This is a genomic window from Mumia sp. zg.B53 (genome assembly GCF_019550935.1).
Taxonomy (GTDB): Bacteria; Actinomycetota; Actinomycetes; order Propionibacteriales; family Nocardioidaceae; genus Mumia.
This window is the reverse complement of sequence record NZ_JAHWCK010000001.1, coordinates 1,110,534-1,126,191: the sequence shown is the minus strand read 5'-3', so window position 1 is coordinate 1,126,191 and position 15,658 is coordinate 1,110,534. Positions and strand designations below refer to the sequence as shown.

At 70.3% G+C, this 15,658-nt stretch carries 17 protein-coding genes, 1 tRNA gene and 1 riboswitch; of the genes, 9 read left to right on the top strand and 9 right to left on the bottom strand.

The genetic code is table 11. From position 1 onward, the window contains the following. The first annotated feature begins 45 nt into the window (after window positions 1–45). Window positions 46–792 carry a hypothetical protein gene (locus KV102_RS05365; RefSeq protein ID WP_220342364.1) on the top strand — a complete coding sequence of 249 codons (747 nt, stop codon included), beginning with the start codon at window positions 46–48 and terminating at the stop codon, window positions 790–792. Between the two features lie 70 nt (window positions 793–862). On the opposite strand, the gene KV102_RS05360 is transcribed toward KV102_RS05365, so the two are convergent. Then, window positions 863–2,437 carry a M20/M25/M40 family metallo-hydrolase gene (locus KV102_RS05360; protein ID WP_220342363.1) on the bottom strand — a complete coding sequence of 525 codons (1,575 nt, stop codon included), beginning with the start codon at window positions 2,435–2,437 and terminating at the stop codon, window positions 863–865. Between the two features lie 245 nt (window positions 2,438–2,682). Here KV102_RS05360 and KV102_RS05355 point away from each other — a divergent pair, with 245 nt between their 5' ends. Next, the gene (locus tag KV102_RS05355) at window positions 2,683–3,219 is read left to right on the top strand and encodes an alpha/beta hydrolase (protein WP_220342362.1); all 537 of its coding nucleotides are present in this window, start codon (window positions 2,683–2,685) and stop codon (window positions 3,217–3,219) included. A 59-nt stretch (window positions 3,220–3,278) separates the two neighbouring features. On the opposite strand, the gene KV102_RS05350 is transcribed toward KV102_RS05355, so the two are convergent. Beyond that, window positions 3,279–3,349 (bottom strand) — tRNA-Gly (locus KV102_RS05350). A 44-nt stretch (window positions 3,350–3,393) separates the two neighbouring features. Next, window positions 3,394–4,152: a hypothetical protein gene (locus KV102_RS05345; protein WP_220345519.1), complete on the bottom strand. Its 759-nt coding sequence runs from the start codon at window positions 4,150–4,152 to the stop codon at window positions 3,394–3,396. Between the two features lie 186 nt (window positions 4,153–4,338). Here KV102_RS05345 and dcd point away from each other — a divergent pair, with 186 nt between their 5' ends. Together dcd and KV102_RS05335 are read left to right on the top strand one after the other, a co-directional pair. Next, window positions 4,339–4,914, top strand: coding sequence for a dCTP deaminase (gene dcd / locus KV102_RS05340; protein WP_220342360.1), 576 nt, complete (start codon window positions 4,339–4,341; stop codon window positions 4,912–4,914). Window positions 4,915–4,929: 15 nt separating this feature from the next. After that, the gene (locus KV102_RS05335) at window positions 4,930–5,835 is read left to right on the top strand and encodes a pseudouridine-5'-phosphate glycosidase (protein ID WP_220342359.1); all 906 of its coding nucleotides are present in this window, start codon (window positions 4,930–4,932) and stop codon (window positions 5,833–5,835) included. A gap of 52 nt (window positions 5,836–5,887) precedes the next feature. Here KV102_RS05335 and KV102_RS05330 read toward each other — a convergent pair whose 3' ends face one another. Both KV102_RS05330 and KV102_RS05325 read right to left on the bottom strand, forming a co-directional pair. Continuing rightward, window positions 5,888–6,052 (bottom strand): hypothetical protein, encoded by a 165-nt coding sequence (locus tag KV102_RS05330; protein ID WP_220342358.1) that lies wholly within the window; start codon window positions 6,050–6,052, stop codon window positions 5,888–5,890. 152 nt (window positions 6,053–6,204) lie between these two features. Beyond that, on the bottom strand, window positions 6,205–6,396 hold the full coding sequence (locus KV102_RS05325) for a hypothetical protein (RefSeq protein WP_220345518.1): 192 nt from the start codon (window positions 6,394–6,396) through the stop codon (window positions 6,205–6,207). Window positions 6,397–6,497: 101 nt separating this feature from the next. Between KV102_RS05325 and KV102_RS05320 the strand changes: the two genes are divergently transcribed. The 3 genes from KV102_RS05320 (at window position 6,498) to KV102_RS05310 (ending at window position 9,274) form a co-directional block, all read left to right on the top strand. Continuing rightward, complete coding sequence (locus KV102_RS05320) at window positions 6,498–7,406, top strand: carbohydrate kinase family protein (protein ID WP_220345517.1); 909 nt, start codon at window positions 6,498–6,500, stop codon at window positions 7,404–7,406. A gap of 93 nt (window positions 7,407–7,499) precedes the next feature. Then, the gene (locus KV102_RS05315) at window positions 7,500–8,462 is read left to right on the top strand and encodes an ABC transporter ATP-binding protein (protein WP_308289280.1); all 963 of its coding nucleotides are present in this window, start codon (window positions 7,500–7,502) and stop codon (window positions 8,460–8,462) included. Continuing rightward, window positions 8,459–9,274, top strand: a complete 816-nt coding sequence (locus tag KV102_RS05310; protein WP_220345516.1) for an ABC transporter permease subunit — start codon at window positions 8,459–8,461, stop codon at window positions 9,272–9,274. Before KV102_RS05315 ends, KV102_RS05310 begins: the two co-directional genes overlap by 4 nt. A 92-nt stretch (window positions 9,275–9,366) precedes the next feature. On the opposite strand, the gene KV102_RS05305 is transcribed toward KV102_RS05310, so the two are convergent. Further along, the gene (locus tag KV102_RS05305) at window positions 9,367–11,745 is read right to left on the bottom strand and encodes a (Fe-S)-binding protein (RefSeq protein ID WP_220345515.1); all 2,379 of its coding nucleotides are present in this window, start codon (window positions 11,743–11,745) and stop codon (window positions 9,367–9,369) included. A gap of 116 nt (window positions 11,746–11,861) precedes the next feature. Next, window positions 11,862–11,922, top strand: a riboswitch (guanidine-III (ykkC-III) riboswitch). A gap of 19 nt (window positions 11,923–11,941) precedes the next feature. On the opposite strand from KV102_RS05305, the gene KV102_RS05300 reads away from it, so the two are divergent. Beyond that, window positions 11,942–12,256 (top strand): multidrug efflux SMR transporter, encoded by a 315-nt coding sequence (locus tag KV102_RS05300; protein WP_220345514.1) that lies wholly within the window; start codon window positions 11,942–11,944, stop codon window positions 12,254–12,256. Window positions 12,257–12,261: 5 nt separating this feature from the next. Here KV102_RS05300 and KV102_RS05295 read toward each other — a convergent pair whose 3' ends face one another. Further along, on the bottom strand, window positions 12,262–12,807 hold the full coding sequence (locus tag KV102_RS05295) for an NUDIX hydrolase family protein (RefSeq protein WP_220342352.1): 546 nt from the start codon (window positions 12,805–12,807) through the stop codon (window positions 12,262–12,264). A 48-nt stretch (window positions 12,808–12,855) separates the two neighbouring features. Here KV102_RS05295 and KV102_RS05290 point away from each other — a divergent pair, with 48 nt between their 5' ends. Beyond that, window positions 12,856–14,307 carry an MFS transporter gene (locus KV102_RS05290; RefSeq protein WP_308290233.1) on the top strand — a complete coding sequence of 484 codons (1,452 nt, stop codon included), beginning with the start codon at window positions 12,856–12,858 and terminating at the stop codon, window positions 14,305–14,307. Window positions 14,308–14,319: 12 nt separating this feature from the next. Here the strand turns inward: KV102_RS05290 and KV102_RS05285 are convergent, their stop codons facing one another. Together KV102_RS05285 and KV102_RS05280 are read right to left on the bottom strand one after the other, a co-directional pair. Next, a complete protein-coding gene (locus tag KV102_RS05285; RefSeq protein WP_220345513.1) occupies window positions 14,320–15,000 on the bottom strand; it encodes a GPP34 family phosphoprotein in 681 nt (226 codons plus the stop codon). A 25-nt stretch (window positions 15,001–15,025) separates the two neighbouring features. Then, window positions 15,026–15,658 carry a nitroreductase family protein gene (locus tag KV102_RS05280; protein ID WP_220342350.1) on the bottom strand — a complete coding sequence of 211 codons (633 nt, stop codon included), beginning with the start codon at window positions 15,656–15,658 and terminating at the stop codon, window positions 15,026–15,028.

Here is a 15,658-nt window from a genome sequence, read left to right as displayed (position 1 = left end):
GACGGCGCCCTGCGCGGGGCCTCTGGGGGCGGCTACCGTGCACCCATGCCCCCCGCGAACCCCTGGCGCGACGCGCTCAACACACTCGGCAGCACCTTCATGACGTCGACCATGATCCGGTCGACCTCCAAGGAGGCCGGCATGCCGGCCTCAGCCCTCTACTTCCGCGGGCGCGTCGGCGTCCTCGGCGACGTCTCGACGGACGCGGCCTTCGACGTCCTGGGGATCTTCTCCCGGCGTGTGGTCGACAGCGTCTGGGAGCGCAGTGCCGAGACGGCGCCACAGGCCGCGGTGGACGCCTACCTCGACGTGTGTCACCGGTGGGGCCGCGAGAACCTCGTGGACGACAAGGCGGCAGGTCGCGCCACGGCCCTGCTCGAGCAGGTGCTCGACGAGGCCGACCTGGCGCCGATGCTGCTGGCTCAGGGCTGGCAGCGGGCCGAGCGCCCGAACGACGTCCCGGCACGGTTGGCGCAGGCGGCGATGGCGGTGCGGGAGATCCGTGGGGGTCAGTACTTCGCCGCCCTCGGCCTGGTCGGGCTCTCCGTCCCGCGCGCGATGCTCGTCGATCCGGGCGCAGGCGCCGAGCGCATGTCCACGCTCGGGTGGAACGACGACGAGATCGCCGAGGCGAGGCTGCGCCAGCGGCCCAGCGACTCCGGCCGCTGGCGCGATGCGCAGAGCGCGCTCGAAGGCGCGTTCCTGGGTCTCCTCGGTGACGTCGTCGGCGAGGATGGTGTGAGGGCTCTCGGCGAGGCGCTCCTCGCGGTCCAGCGCGTGCCGAACGACTGAGGACACACCGATGCCCCTCCGCCCGAGGGAGCGGAGGGGCATCGGTCAGATGGTGAACCGGTCGGTCGGCTCAGCGCGTCGCCGCGTGACCCTGATGCCGTGCCGGGGCCGGCGCGGACAGGGCCTGGGCCTTCGCCGACGCCGCAGCGTTCGCCTTGCGGCTGCCGTCGGGGAAGAGACCGGACTTCGACTTCGTCAACGTCAAGGTCGCGTGCGCAGCGGCGTCGCCGAGCTCGTTGAGCGCCTTCACGCTGAGGTTGGTGATGTCGTCGCAGGCCTGGTGGTAGCACGGGTCGTACCACTCGCCGGCCGTACCGCCGTAGACGGCTGCCTCCTCCGGCGTCTTCACACCCTCGGCGCCCGAGAAGAGACCGCCCGCCGGGATGCCGGCCGCGATGAACGGCCCGTAGTCGGAGCGTCCGTCGAAGTCGGTCGGCTCGCTCGCCAGACCCTGGCTCTCGAAGTAGTCCGTGAAGATCGTCTCGATGACGTCGGATCCGGGCGGACCGACCGGACCGCCGGAGGAGCCGTCGCCGTCGTAGACGAAGCGGACGTAGTTCGGCGACCCGATCATGTCGAAGTTGAGGTTCGCGTAGATCTTCGAGCGCTGCTGATCGCTCAGCGACGCGACGTAGTGCTCGGCTCCGAGCAGACCGGACTCCTCAGCACCCCAGAACGCGAAGCGCACCGGGCGGGACAGCTTCTTGGTCAGCTTGAGGTCCGACATCGCCTGTGCGATCGCGAGCGTGCCGGCCGAGCCGCTGCCGTTGTCGTTGATGCCGGGGCCCTCGGGGACGGAGTCGAGGTGGGCGCCCACGACGACGACCTGGTCCTTGTTCTTGACCTTCTTGAGGTCCTTCGGCGAGAGGTCCGCGATCACGTTCCACGTGGTGCGGTTGGGATCGGTCTCCACCTCGGTCGAGACCGAGAGCGTCACGGGGCCTGCGGCGGCCTGCTCGAGCAGTGCCACGGCGTCGGCGTAGGACAGCCCGACGACCGGGATGTCCTTGGGATCGCCGAGGGTCCCGATGGACAGCTCGGTACGGCCCGGGTTGCCCTCGTTGAAGATGATCACGGCGTCGTAGCCCGCCGCCGCGGCGTTGTCGACCTTGACGGCGAAGTCGCAGCCGCCGCGCTGGACGAGCGCGATCGCGTCCTCGGCCGGCGCGGGATCGAAGCTGCCCGGGGTGCATCCGGCGGTGCTGCTCGGCTCCTCGGTCGCGGGGATGACGTTGTCGTTCGCGGGCACGACGACGCCGGTCACCTCACCGCCGCCGGAGTAGCTGTAGATGTCGGTCTCGTAGTCGGTGGCCGTCGGCGACACCTGCGAGAGGGTCGGCTCGGAGAGCGACCGGAAGAACGAGAACGTGAAGGCCTGCTTCTTGACCGAGTAGCCCGATCGGCGGAGCTGCTTGGTGACGTAGTCGACGGATGCCTCGTAGCCGGGGAGCCCGGAGGCGCGCGTCCCGTCGTTCTGGTTGGCGATGACCTGAAGCGCACGTGCGTGCTTCAGGATGCCGTTGACGGTGACAGCCTTGCGGAGCTGCGTCGTGTTGACGTCGTCGATTGCCGCTGCCGGTGTTGCAGTGGTCACCAAGGTGGCGGCGACAGCTGCTCCCAGGGCTCCGGTAAGTGCTCTTCGCACTACGGACCTCCTCGTTGAGTCGTGTTGGACCGCCTCAACTTAGGCCAGCCGACGAGACAGCAACAGGGGCAGCAACCGAAATGTCCCGTTCGTGGCAGCAACTCGCCGCGCGAGCCAGGCGGCGCGGGCGAGAACCTGGCGAATCGCTGCCAGCGACGAATGAACTGATCGCACGGTGGGCACCAGGTCTTGCTCGACGAACGACGATGGCCCCGAAGTGGCCTCGCGGTCGGTACGGTCTCCGCATGACCGACGTCGTCGTGATCCCCGGCGCTCGATTCGGACCGGGCGCGCCGCTGCTGATGTATGCCGGTGACGTCGCAGAGCGGCGGGGCGCGACCGTGCACCGGCACTCGTGGTTCCGACAGCCCTCGGCTCTCGATCAGCCGGGGATCGAGCACTGGGTCTGCGGCGAGGTCGTTCCTCTCATCGACCACGTGGGCGGCCGACCGCTGCTGATCGGCAAGTCCCTGGGCACGAATGCCGCGGCGATCGCCGCGGAAAGATCGTTGCCCGCCGTGTGGATCACGCCGCTACTCACCCTCCCGTGGGTGGTCGACGCCCTGAGCCGCGCAACCGCGCCGTTCCTGCTCGTGGGAGGCACGGCGGACCCACTGTGGGACGCCGACGCCGCGCGCCGCCTCTCGGCGCGGGTGCTCGAGGTCGAGGGCGCCGATCACGGCATGTACGTCCCCGGCCCGCTGACCGACTCGGTCGCTGTCCTGGGTCGCGTCGTGACCGCGGTGGAGGAGTTCGTCGACGGCCTCGGTTGGTCGAGCTAGTTCACAGCAAAGGCCCTGGCCGGGACTGTTGTCGTCTCGGCCAGGGCCTTCGTGAAGGGAGCGGGCGACGGGAATCGAACCCGCACTATCAGCTTGGGAAGCTGATGTTCTGCCATTGAACTACGCCCGCGGGCGTCGTCGCCGAGGCGACGCCGACCACTATATAGGTGCCGCTCAGCTCACCGTCACGTGGACGTGGTCGTAGTGGTTCGCTGTCGACGAGCCGCGGTCCTCCATCGGGCGCCAGCCCTCGGAGGCACGCTGGGTAGTCCAGATCTTCTGCGCCCAGAGGACCTCTGAGACGCCGAGCTTGGAGGCGTTCGCGCGCACGAAGGCGGCGATCGCGTCACCGGTCGAGCCGCTCACCATGATGTCGAGCGCGCGTCCGGTGCCGTGCTCGCCGCCGTCTCCCGCGCGGACCCCGCCGTACGAGGAGACGCTGGGGAACTCGGCGCACACCGCCCGGTGGACGGCGATCGCGTTCGAGGAGAGACCGCTCTCGACCGAGGAGCCGCTGGCGCACGGCTTGCCCGAGACCGATCCGCTCGGCGTGCTGGCATCGGGGCTTTCGGAGTCTGCGCCCTCCGTCTCGGCCGCGTCCTCCTCCTCCGGCTCTGCGGTGGCCTCGGCGACGCCGGCGACCACCTGCTTGCCGGGGGCGGTGAGAGCCGCACGTCCGCTCGAGCGCGTGACGGCGATCTCACGACGCTCGGCGATGTGCTGCTCGAGGCTGGGGGCGGACCGGACCACGATGCCGCTGGTCGACCCGCCCTCGACGTTGGCAGCGGTCGTGCTGATCGCCTGCGGGGCAGAAGCGGCCACGGTCGCCACTCCTGCGAGCAGAAGACCGGCCAGCGCGGCGGGTCGGCGACGGGCGGAGCGCAGAGGCAGAGCCTCCAGGCGCTCGTGCGGGGTCTCGGGCGTGACCGTCACGGAAGGACGGATCCTGGACGACGTCGGGCTCGTCTTGCGCTTGCGGGGGGCGCGGTGAGCCTTCCTGCGGCCGGGGGTAGCCACAAGTTCACCTTCCGTGGACAGCAGGGGGGACCTCGGAAGTGAAGCACATCCACCCGGGGTCAGCCAAGGCCTCCGTCCACAGACCTGCGCTACCGTCGGTCTGTGCTGCTCTCCGACCGCGACATCCGAGCCGAGCTCGACGAAGGACGGATCGTCCTCGATCCCTACGACGAGGAGATGATGCAGCCGTCCAGCATCGACGTCCGCCTCGACAAGTTCTTCCGGGTCTTCGAGAACCATCGCTATCCGCACATCGACCCCGCAGAGGACCAGTCCGATCTCACCAAAGAGGTCACGGCGGCCGACGGTGGACCGTTCATCCTGCACCCCGGCGAGTTCGTCCTGGGGTCGACGTACGAGCGGGTCGCCCTCCCTGTCGACGTCGCCGCCCGGGTCGAGGGCAAGTCGTCGCTCGGGCGTCTCGGTCTCCTGACCCACGCCACGGCAGGGTTCGTCGACCCCGGGTTCGACGGGCACGTCACGCTCGAGCTCGCCAACGTGGCGACGCTCCCGATCAAGCTCTACCCCGGCATGAAGATCGGCCAGCTCTGCTTCTTCCGGCTCTCGTCGCCGGCCGAGCACCCGTACGGCTCCGAGAAGTACGGGTCGCGCTACCAGGGGCAACGCGGTCCCACGCCCTCGCGTTCCTTCGCCAACTTCTATCGCGCCACGATCTGAGGAGAGACCGCTCGGATGAGGATCCACCCCGACGTCGCCGCTGCCTGCGAGGCCGGCCGACCTGTCGTCGCGCTCGAGTCGACGATCATCTCCCACGGCCTGCCACGACCCCGCAACCTGCAGGCGGCGCGTGACTTCGAGGAGATCCTGCGCAAGCGCGACGTCGTCCCCGCGACGATCGCCGTCCTCGACGGGGAGCCGCACGTGGGGCTCGACGACGCCGCGCTCGAGCGGATCGCCCTCGACGACTCCGTGGTGAAGGTGTCCGTACGCGACCTTCCGGTCGCGATGGCGACCCGGACCTCCGGTGCCACGACGGTCGCGGCCACGGCCTTCCTCGCGGCCCGGGCGGGGATCCGCGTGTTCTCCACCGGCGGCCTGGGTGGGGTGCACCGAGGGGCGAGCGCCACGTTCGACGAGTCGGCCGACCTCACCACGCTCGCCGGCACACGCATCACGGTGGTGTCGGCCGGCGTGAAGTCGATCCTCGACATCCCGGCGACCCTGGAGCGCCTCGAGACCCTCGGCGTCACGGTGCTGGGCTACGGGACGGACCAGTTCCCGAGCTTCTGGCTGACGGAGTCGGGGGAGACTCTGGACTGGGCGGTCCCCGACGCCGCGACGGTCGCTGCGGTGATGGCCGCCAACGACGCCCTCGGACGTGAGAGCGCGGTGCTGGTGGCCAACCCCCTGCCGTCCGACAAGCAGCTGGACCCGCGGGTCCACGACGAGGCGCTGCGGCAGGCGCTCGCCGAGGCCGAGCGCGATGCGATCACCGGCAAGGACGTCAGCCCCTACCTGCTCGCCCGGATCGTCGAGCTGACCCACGGCTCGAGCCTCGAGGTCAACCTCGACATCGCGGCCAACAACATCACAGTCGGCGCCGAGATCGCCACTGCCTGGAGCGCACGAGACCGGTGACACCGGTCTCGGTGACACCGGTCTCGGTGGTGTCGGCTCTGACGGTCGTCGGTCACGACTGGCCGTCGAGGCGGTCGGCGACCCTGTGCAGCGTCCTGGCCGTCCGGTTGCGCAGCGAGGGGCGGTAGGTCGTACCGAGGTGCTCTCGCTGCTCGAGTCGGCGGGTGAGCTCTCGTTCACGCATGTTCGTGAGCAGGAGATGGGTGTACTCGTTCATGTCATTGCCCCTATGCCTGTGCAGGCGTCGTCGACGTGCCCGTACGGGACGTCGATGATGTGTGGTTCGTGCGGTAGACGGGGAGGATTCACCGTCGTGGCGGCGCCGCGTCTGCGGCGCTCGGCGTCACGTCGATCCGGGGCGACCGAGGGTCACATCGGACGAGTGGGCGCGGTCGTCCCCGCTGGGCGGGAGTCGACCGAGTCGGCGAGCCGGCGCACCGCGCCGGCTGCCCGGGCCCGCCAGGAGGCCTGGTGGATCGTCCCGGGCCGGCGGCGCTCCAGCGTGCGGCGTACGTGGGCCTCGCGCTGACGCGTCATGATGTCGTGCGTGCAGTCGTCCATCTCTGCCTCCCTCCGCGGCTCGTTCGTTGGCAACTGGCTCCGACACTAGGGCGAGGGGCAGGTCCGGCGCACCCGATTATCCGGGCGGTAGCGTTCGACGCATGGCACGCATCCTCGTGGTCGGTGACGTGGTCGACGACCTCATCGTCCGGCCCCTCTCGACTGTCACCCCAGCGAGCGACACCCCCGCGGTGATCCGCAGGCGCGATGGCGGTTCCGCGGCGAACGTCGCGGCGTGGCTGGGGTCGCTCGGTGCCGATGTGATGTTCGTCGGACGTGCCGGCAGGGACGGCGCACGCCGGCACACGGAGTCGCTCGAGCGCTTCGGCGTGCAGGCGCGCATCGCCGCCGACGGGGAGCACGACACCGCCACGATCGTCATCACCCTCGACGAGGCGGGAGAGCGGACGATGTTCGTCGACCGCGGCGCGAACAGCGCCCTGTCGACCAAGGACGTCCCCCTGTCGGCCTGGAAGGACGTCCGGTGGGTCCACCTCACCGGCTACTCGTTCTTCGATCCCGCGACGCGTCCGGTCGCGCAGGAGATCGTCGCCCGTGCACGCGACCGCGGCGCTGTGGTGTCGGTCGACCCGGGGTCGGTGGCGTTCCTGCGCGAGGCCGGGGTCGAGGAATTCGTGGACTGGACGTCCGGGGCCGACGTGATTCTGCCCAACGCCGACGAGCTGCGATGCATGACCGGGGAGGACGAACCCGACAGGGCGCTGCTGGCGCTGGGCCGGTGGTACCCGACCGCGGTCGCCACCCTCGGCGCCTCGGGGGCGGTCCAGATGACCCCCGACGGCTTCCTCGTACGCCAGCGCGCCGAGAAGACGGAGGTCGAGGACCTCACCGGCGCGGGTGACGCGTTCGCCGCCGGCTTCCTCTCCGCGAGCGTGGACGGCCTCGACGCGCAGCAGGCGCTGCGCCGAGGGGCGGAGACGGCCGCTCTCGCGGTGTCTCGTACCGGCGCACGCCCCGCGCTGGGGGAGTCACGCCCCGTCATCGGCTGACGCCGTACGACGGCGGTCTCCAGGGTCGGCTCAGGGGACGGTCGGGGTGGTTCCCCGATGCCCCCAGGCGCCACTGCCCGTGACTCTGAGCGCATGGACAGCTCAGACATCGGGGCGGGCGATCGGATGATCCGCGCCCAGGCACTCACCAAGACGTTCGGCGACAAGGTCGCCGTCGACGCCATCGACTTCACGGTCAGACCAGGTCGCGTGACCGGATTCCTCGGCCCCAACGGTGCGGGGAAGTCGACCACCATGAGGATGATCCTCGGTCTGGACGCCCCGACGGCGGGCTCGGTGACGGTCAACGGTCATCGGCACCAGACGTCACCTGCGCCGCTGCGCTCGGTCGGCGCGCTCCTCGACGCCCACGCCTTCCACCCCGGCCGATCAGCGCGTGACCACCTGCGCTGGCTCGCCGCGAGCAACGGCATCCCGGCCACCCGCGTCGGTGAGGTGCTCGAGCTCGTCGGTCTGGAGTCCGTGGCTCGTCAGCGGGCGGGACGCTACTCGCTGGGGATGGGGCAGCGGCTCGGGATCGCCGCTGCGCTGATCGGCGATCCGCCGGTCGTCATCCTCGACGAGCCGGTCAACGGGCTCGACCCCGAGGGCATCAGGTGGGTCCGCGCACTCGCGCGCCGGCTCGCCGACGAAGGCCGTACGGTCTTCATCTCCAGCCACCTCATGTCGGAGATGGCGATGATGGCCGACCACCTGATCGTCATCGGGCGCGGACAGATCCTCGCCGACATGTCGACCGAGGACTTCATCGCCGCGCACGCCACCTCGTACGTCCGGGTCAAGTCACCGGCACGCACGGCCGTGGCCGAGCTGCTGACGAGGAGCGGGCTCGACGTGGAGGGCGTCGGCGACGCGCTCCACGTCCAGGGCCTCGACGCGTCGGCGATCGGCGATCTCCTGCACCACGACAGCCTCCCGCTGCACGAGCTCACGCTGGTGCGGTCCTCGCTCGAGGACGCCTTCATGAGGTTGACCGCCGACAGTGTCGAGTACCGCTCGAAGGTTGGCGCCGTCACGGCAGGAGCAGCGGCATGAGCACCGCGACGCAGACCGTCGCGGTCGGGTCGGAGCAGGCGGTCCACCGGCAAGGGTTCGGCGACGTGCTCAGCGCCGAGTGGATCAAGCTGCGCTCGGTCCGCGCGACGTGGTGGACCCTCGCCGCTCTGGTCGGCCTGGGAGCCGGCCTGACGATCGTCGTGTGCTGGGGCAATGCCGACTGGCTCGCGAGCCCGGAGGCCGACGAGTCGCCCGGCGCCTTCCTCACCTGGGGCATGATGATCGCCCAGATCACGGCCGTCGTGCTGGGGGTGCTCGCCGTCACCAGCGAGTACGGCACCGGGATGGTCCGGGCGACGTTCGCCGCCGTTCCCCGACGAGGGCGCGTGCTCGCAGCGAAGTCGCTGCTGGTCGCGAGCCTGCTGTTCGTCGTCGGCACGCTGACGGCCCTGATCGGCTACTTCGGCGGCAACTACTTCCTCGACCGCGAGGGCATCGGCATGGCGCTCGAGGGGGACGTGCTGCGGGCGATGTACGGCAGCGGCCTCTTCATGGCGGGTCTGGGGCTGTTCTCGATCGCGATCGGGACCCTGCTGCGCCACACCGCGGCGGCCATCACGATCACCATCGGGCTGTGCTTCGTGGTGAGCAACATGGTCGCGCTGATCCCCGGTGACATCGGCCTGTTCCTCGAACGGGTCATGCCGGGCAGCGCCGGAACGGTGATCGCGACGCCCGTGTCGTTCAACCCGAACCTGCTGGACGCCTGGCCGAGCTTCGCGATCTTCGCGGCGGAGATCGCCGTGCTGATGACGCTCGCAGCTGTCGCGCTCCGCCGCCGCGACGCCTGACCCCGCCCGCCAAGACGGCGATTCGGTGAGGAAATCGGGAGTCGGCCGTCGACGGCCCCCGATCTCCTCACCGAATCGCGCGAGGGCGGGCGTCAGGGCTTGGAGTGGCCGTGGCCCTCGTCGTCGACGGGGATGTCGGACTCCTCGGCGATCTTGCGGTTCTCCTCCGGCGTGCCCGCCTCGGGCTCGTCGAGGTCCTCACCGGGGCCCTCGGGCCGCTCGAGGACGGCGGTCGCCGTCGCCGCCATGCCGGCGTCGGCGGCGGTCGCGTCGGGCCCGGGCTCGGTCGCGGGCTCGGCGGCCGCCTTGCGCTTGACGCCGGCGAGGAGCAGCTGCGCCACATCGAGCACCTCGACCTCTTCGCGAGCAGCGCCGTCGGCCTGCTTCGCGGTCAGGCCGTCGGCCAGCATCACCCGGCAGAACGGACAGCCGACCGCGATCTGGTCGGCACCGGTGTCGATGGCCTCCTGGGTGCGGTTGAGGTTGATCCGCTCGCCGAGCGTCTCCTCCATCCACATCCGGGCGCCACCCGCACCGCAGCAGAACGAGCGCTCGGAGTTGCGCGGCATCTCCTTGAGCTCGGCGTTGGGGATCACGTCGAGCAGCTCGCGGGGCGCCTCGTACACCTTGTTGTGGCGGCCGAGGAAGCACGGGTCGTGGTAGGTGATCGTCTTGCCGGCGACCTTCTCGTCGGCCGGTGCGAGCGGCGTGAGCCGGCCCTCGCGCACGAGCCGGTTGAGCAGCTGCGTGTGGTGCACGACCTCGAGCTCGATGCCGAAGTCCTTGTACTCGTTCTTGAGCGTGTTGAAGCAGTGGGCGCAGGTCGAGACGACCTTCTTGACCTTCGTCTCCTTGAAGACCTCGACGTTTTGCGCCGCGAGCTGGGCGAACACGATCTCGTTGCCGGCGCGGCGGGCAGGATCACCCGAGCACGTCTCGCCGTCACCCAGGACGGCGAACGAGACGCCCGCGGTGTCGAGCAGCTCGGCGACCGCCTGCGTGGTCTTCTTGGCGCGGTCCTCGTACGCCCCGGCGCAGCCGACCCAGAACAACCAGTCGACCTCGTCCAGGTCCTCGATGTCGACGCCGACCTGCTTCACCTCGAAATCGAGGTCCTTCGCCCAGTCCATCCGGTTCTTGGGCGACATGTTCCAGGGGTTCCCCTTGCGCTCGAGGCCCTTGAAGATGTTGTTGAGCTCGGTGGGGAAGTTGGACTCCACGAGCACCTGGTAGCGGCGCATGTCCATGATGTGGTCGACGTGCTCGATGTCGACCGGGCACTGCTGGACGCAGGCGCCGCAGTTGGTGCAGGACCAGAGGACGTCGGGGTCGATGACGCCGTAGACCGACTCGTCGCCGATCAGCGGACGCTCCGCCTCCGTGGTGACCGCCTCGGAGAGACCGTCGCGACCGTCCTCGCCGGCGAGGACGTACGGCGCCTTGGCGTACGCGTGGTCGCGCAGACCCATCACGAGCAGCTTGGGCGAGAGCGGCTTGTCGGTGTTCCAGGCGGGGCACTGCGACTGGCAGCGGCCGCACTCGGTGCAGGTGGTGAAGTCGAGGATGCCCTTCCAGGAGAAGTCCTCGACCTTGCCGACACCGAGCTTCTCGAACGCGTCCTCGTCGAGGTCCTCCATCGTCTCGATCGTGACCGGCGTGTCGTCCACGTAGATCGGCTTCAGCCCACCGAGGGCGGGAGCGCCGGAGGCCTCGCGCTTGAACCAGATGTTGACCCAGGCGGTGAAGCGGTGCCAGGCGACACCCATGGTGATGTTGAGCGAGATCGTGATCAACCAGGTCATCGAGATGGCGATCTTCACCATCGCGACGGCGTAGATGGTCGTCTCGAGCGCTCCGGCCGACATCCCGGAGAAGAGCTCGCCGAGCCAGAAGGTGCCGGGGAAGTGGGCGAACGTCGCCTGGGCGGGGTCGTCGTGCGAGAACAGCGCGTACTCGAGGCCGCGGAGCAGGAAGCCGCAGACGACGACCGACAGGATGACAGCCTCGACGAAGTAGGCCTGCCAGAACGTGGAGCCGAAGAAGCGGGACTTGCGGCCGAGCTTGTTGGGCTTGTTCCGCTGGCGGACGAAGATCAGGTACAGGATGCCGATCAGGGTCAGCCACGACAGGAGGTCGCTCACCCACTGGTAGACGACCCAGTGCCCGATGATCGGAAGCACCGCGTGGGCGTCGAAGATCTGGAAGTAGGCCGCGGCGACCATCGTGGACAGCAGGATGAACCCCGCGAACACGAACCAGTGCATGATGCCGATCCAGTGCCACTGGAGCATCCGCGTGTGGCCGAGGGTCTCGACCAGCATGTTCTTCCAGCGCGTCCCCGGGTTGTCGGTCCGGTTGTGCGTCTGCCGGCCCATCCTCACCACGCGCACCATCGAGGCGACCGCCCTGGCGGCGAGCGCGACGGCGACGGCGGTGATGGCCAGCGAGACGACGATCGCGACGACCTGCATGCTCTGCTCCTGCCGGTAGTACTGACTAGCGCACCTTAGCCCCAGCGAAGGGCGTTCTCTGGGTAAGGTACGCCAAACACTACCGGTGGGTAACTTCGAGGCGTCTCGTACGCTGTGATCAGCCACCCGGCTCCGGACGAGAAGCGACGTACCCGGTCATGCGAAGACGTCGACACCACGTGGTCAGGAGCTCGTCATGGCATGGCTGGTCCTCGTCGTCTCCGGCGTCCTCGAAGCGGTCTGGGCGACCGCGCTCGGGCGATCGGCCGGTCTCACCCGACTCGTCCCGTCGGTTGTGTTCGGCATGGCGGTGGTCCTCAGCATGGTCGGGCTGGCGTACGCCATGCGGAGCCTGCCGACCGGCACCGCGTACGCCGTGTGGGTCGGCATCGGCGCCTCGCTCACCGTCGGGTACGCGATGGCGACCGGTGTCGAGCCGGTCTCCGTGGTGCGCCTGCTGTTCCTCGCGATGATCATCGGCGGGGTGGTGGGGCTCAAGGCGGTGGGCTGAGGCGGTCAGCCGCCGAGCACCCCCAGGTAGCCCAGCGCCTGCCGCAGCAGCGCCCCGCGACCGCCCTCCATCTCGGCCGCGACCGCGTCGGTCGACGCCTCGCCCGGGGTGAGCCACGTCAGCTCCAGCGCGTCCTGGCGCGGCTGGCACTCGCCCGAGACCGGCACCACGTACGCGAGCGCGACGGCGTGCTGGCGGGCGTCGAAGAACTGCGACGCCCCCGGGTAGGGGAAGTACTCGGTGACCGCGAACGGCACGGTGCTGACCGGCAGCACCGGGAAGGCGGTCGGGCCCAGGTCCTTCTCGAGGTGGCGCATCAGAGCGTCGCGGACGCGCTCGCCGTGCATGACGCGCCCGGAGACGAACGAGCGCGAGATCGCGCCGGTGTGCGCGGAGCCCCGCAGCAGCAGCCCGATCTCGGCGACGAGCCCGTCAGGATCCATGCGGACCGGGATCGCCTCGACGTAGAGGATCGGGACCCGGCCGCGGGTCTCGTCGAGCGCGTGATCGGAGAGCCAGCCGGGGTTGGGGTCGGGCGTGCGTACCGTCATGACGCCAGTCTTCCCCATGACGTCCCATCGGTGCGTACGGTGTCGCACGTGGACGAGCCCGTCCGTCTCCGCAGCGCCGCAGGCCGCTGGCTCCTGCTCGCCACCGTGCTCGGGTCGAGCATGGCGATGCTCGACGGCACCGTGGTCAACGTCGCCCTCCCCACGATCGGCGACGACCTCGACGCCGACATCGGCGGTCTGCAGTGGGTCGTCAACGGCTACACGCTGAGCCTCGCGTCGCTGATCCTGCTCGGCGGCGCACTCGGTGACCGCTTCGGCCGGCGGCGGGTGTTCGTGATCGGCGTGCTCTGGTTCGCGGTCGCCTCGCTGCTGTGCGGCGTCGCTCCGGACGTCTCCACGCTGATCGCCGCCCGCGTCCTCCAAGGCATCGGCGGGGCTCTGCTGACACCGGGGAGCCTGGCGCTGATCTCCGCGTCGTTCGACCCCGAGGACAGAGGAGCGGCGATCGGGGCGTGGTCGGGACTTGGCGGAGTCGCTGCGGCCGTGGGCCCCCTCCTCGGGGGATGGCTCGTGGAGGCGGTGAGCTGGCGTGCGGTGTTCCTGCTCGACCTGCCGCTCGCGGTGCTGGTGGTCTGGGTGTGCGCCCGGCACGTGCCCGAGAGTCGGGACCCGCGGGCGCCGAAGCATCTCGACCTCCTCGGGGTGGCGCTGGCCGCGGGCGGACTGGCCGTCCTGACCTACGGCCTCATCGCCTCCAGCGACTGGCTGGCCGTCGGCGGTCTCGTCGTCCTGCTGCTCTTCGTCGTGCACGAGCGTCGCAGTCCTGACCCGCTCGTGCCGCTGGGCCTCTTTCGCGACCGGGTGTTCAGCGGCGCGAACCTGGTGACGTTCGTCGTGTACGGCGCGCTGGGCGCGGTCTTCTTCCTGCTCGTGGTGCAGCTGCAGGTCGTCGCCGGCTACTCGCCGCTGGCGGCGGGCGCGGCGACGCTCCCGGTCACGTTCCTGATGCTTCTCTTCTCCTCCTACGCCGGCGCCGTGGCGACCCGCATCGGGCCGCGGATCCCCATGACCGTGGGGCCGGTCGTCGCGGCGGCTGGGCTGCTGCTGATGCTGCGGATCGGTCCGGACGCGGCGTACCTGAGCGAGGTGGCGCCGGGAGTCGTCGTCTTCGGGATCGGGCTCACGGTGCTGGTGGCGCCGCTGACCACGGCGGTCCTGGCCGCGGCGCCCGACCGCCTCGCCGGGATCGCGTCGGGGGTGAACAACGCGGTGGCGCGTACGGCGCAGCTGCTCGCGGTGGCCGCGCTGCCGCCCCTGGTCGGGATCGTCGGCGGTGCGCTGTCGGACCCGGGAGTGTTCGACGCGGGCTTCGACCAGGCGATGGTCATCTGTGCGGCGATGCTGGGACTCGGCGCGATCGTGGCCTGGGCGACGATCCGTACCAGGCCGAGAGCGCACACCATCCCCGTCGAGAGGCAGCCGGGATGCGACCTGGGTGCGCCCCGCGCGTATCCGAGGTCACGGGGACCCGAGGGCTGACCCGCCGGCGCCTCAGACCGAGGCGGTCCGCCTGGACGTGCGCGAGGCTCTCGGACCGGGAGCAGAGAGCTCGCTGAGCGCGGCGTGCACGGCGCAACGGAGGTCGTCACCCTCGTCGGGCCGCGGTGTCTGGCACCACGAGCGCACCTGTGTCGTGTCCGGCTGCGACGGGCTCACCAGCTCGAGAAGATCGGCCCCGTCGAGGACGGTGAGGAGGCCGGCCGCCCGTGGCTCGAGGTCGGTGCCGGGCTCAGGTGCCGAGCCGCCGACAGCCGCGAAGATCGTCTCCAGGTCGGCGCGGACGGAGTAGCTCGTGTCGGGTGACGCGGTGTACCACCGGACGAGGATCTTGAGCACCAGGCTGCGGTGAATCTCGCGCCGCAGCATGCCGCGCTCGGCCATGCTCTCGAGCACCGTGGCCCGCAGCGTGGGCGCGAGGTGCCGGATCGCATCACGCACGCCGACGGGGAGCTGGCCGGTCAGCAAGGAGAGGCCGCCGCCGAGCAGCGGCGACCTCGGTGACGTGTCACCGAGGACGAGCATCGTGTCGTCGTCGAGACGGAGGTGGCCGGCCGCGGCGAGGTCGAGGAGGACGGCACCGGCGAGGGCGTGGTCGACGCACGCCTCACGTCCCCGGAGCATTCCCGTCTCCGGGTCGAGAGCGAGCAGCGTGAGTTCCTCGGCGAGCAGCATGCGGTGAGGCTACTCGTGATGTTGATCACATGCCAAGATCATCGTCGGACGGCAGGCCCCACGACCCCCGGTGGACGACCTCGTCGAGTCCACGGCGCGCACGTCCGCGCGAGGACGGCACGTGGTCCTCGGCGCGGTATCCGACCGTGACCGCGCCGATCGGGTCGTACGCCTCAGGGACGCCGAAGGTGCTGCGGAACGCGGCCGTACGCGTCGGGGGGATCCCGAAGAAGCACGCGCCGAGGCCCTCGTCGACGGCGGTCAGCAGGATGAGCAGCGACGCCATGGCGGTGTCCACGTACCAGTACGGCACCGCCCAGCGTGCCTCGTCGCGGTCGGTCCATCCTTTGTCGGGCTCGGCGTAGCGCTCGAGGTAGGCGTCCTTGTGCGCCAGCGGCACGATCACCACCGGAGCGGTCCGCATGCCGCGCTGCCACCGTGACGGCGCGGCCGCCCGGTCCGGGGGCGTCGTCGCCTCCCAGAACCGGGTGACGTCCTCGGGGGAGTCCAGGACGAGGAAGGCCCATCCCTGGCTGAACCCCGCGCTCGGAGCGTGGGTCGCGTGCTCGAGCATCCGGTCGACGAGTGCCCGCGGCACCGGTCGTCCGTCGTAGGCCCGCACCATCCGTCGCCTCCGGACGACGTCCCCGAGCTCCAT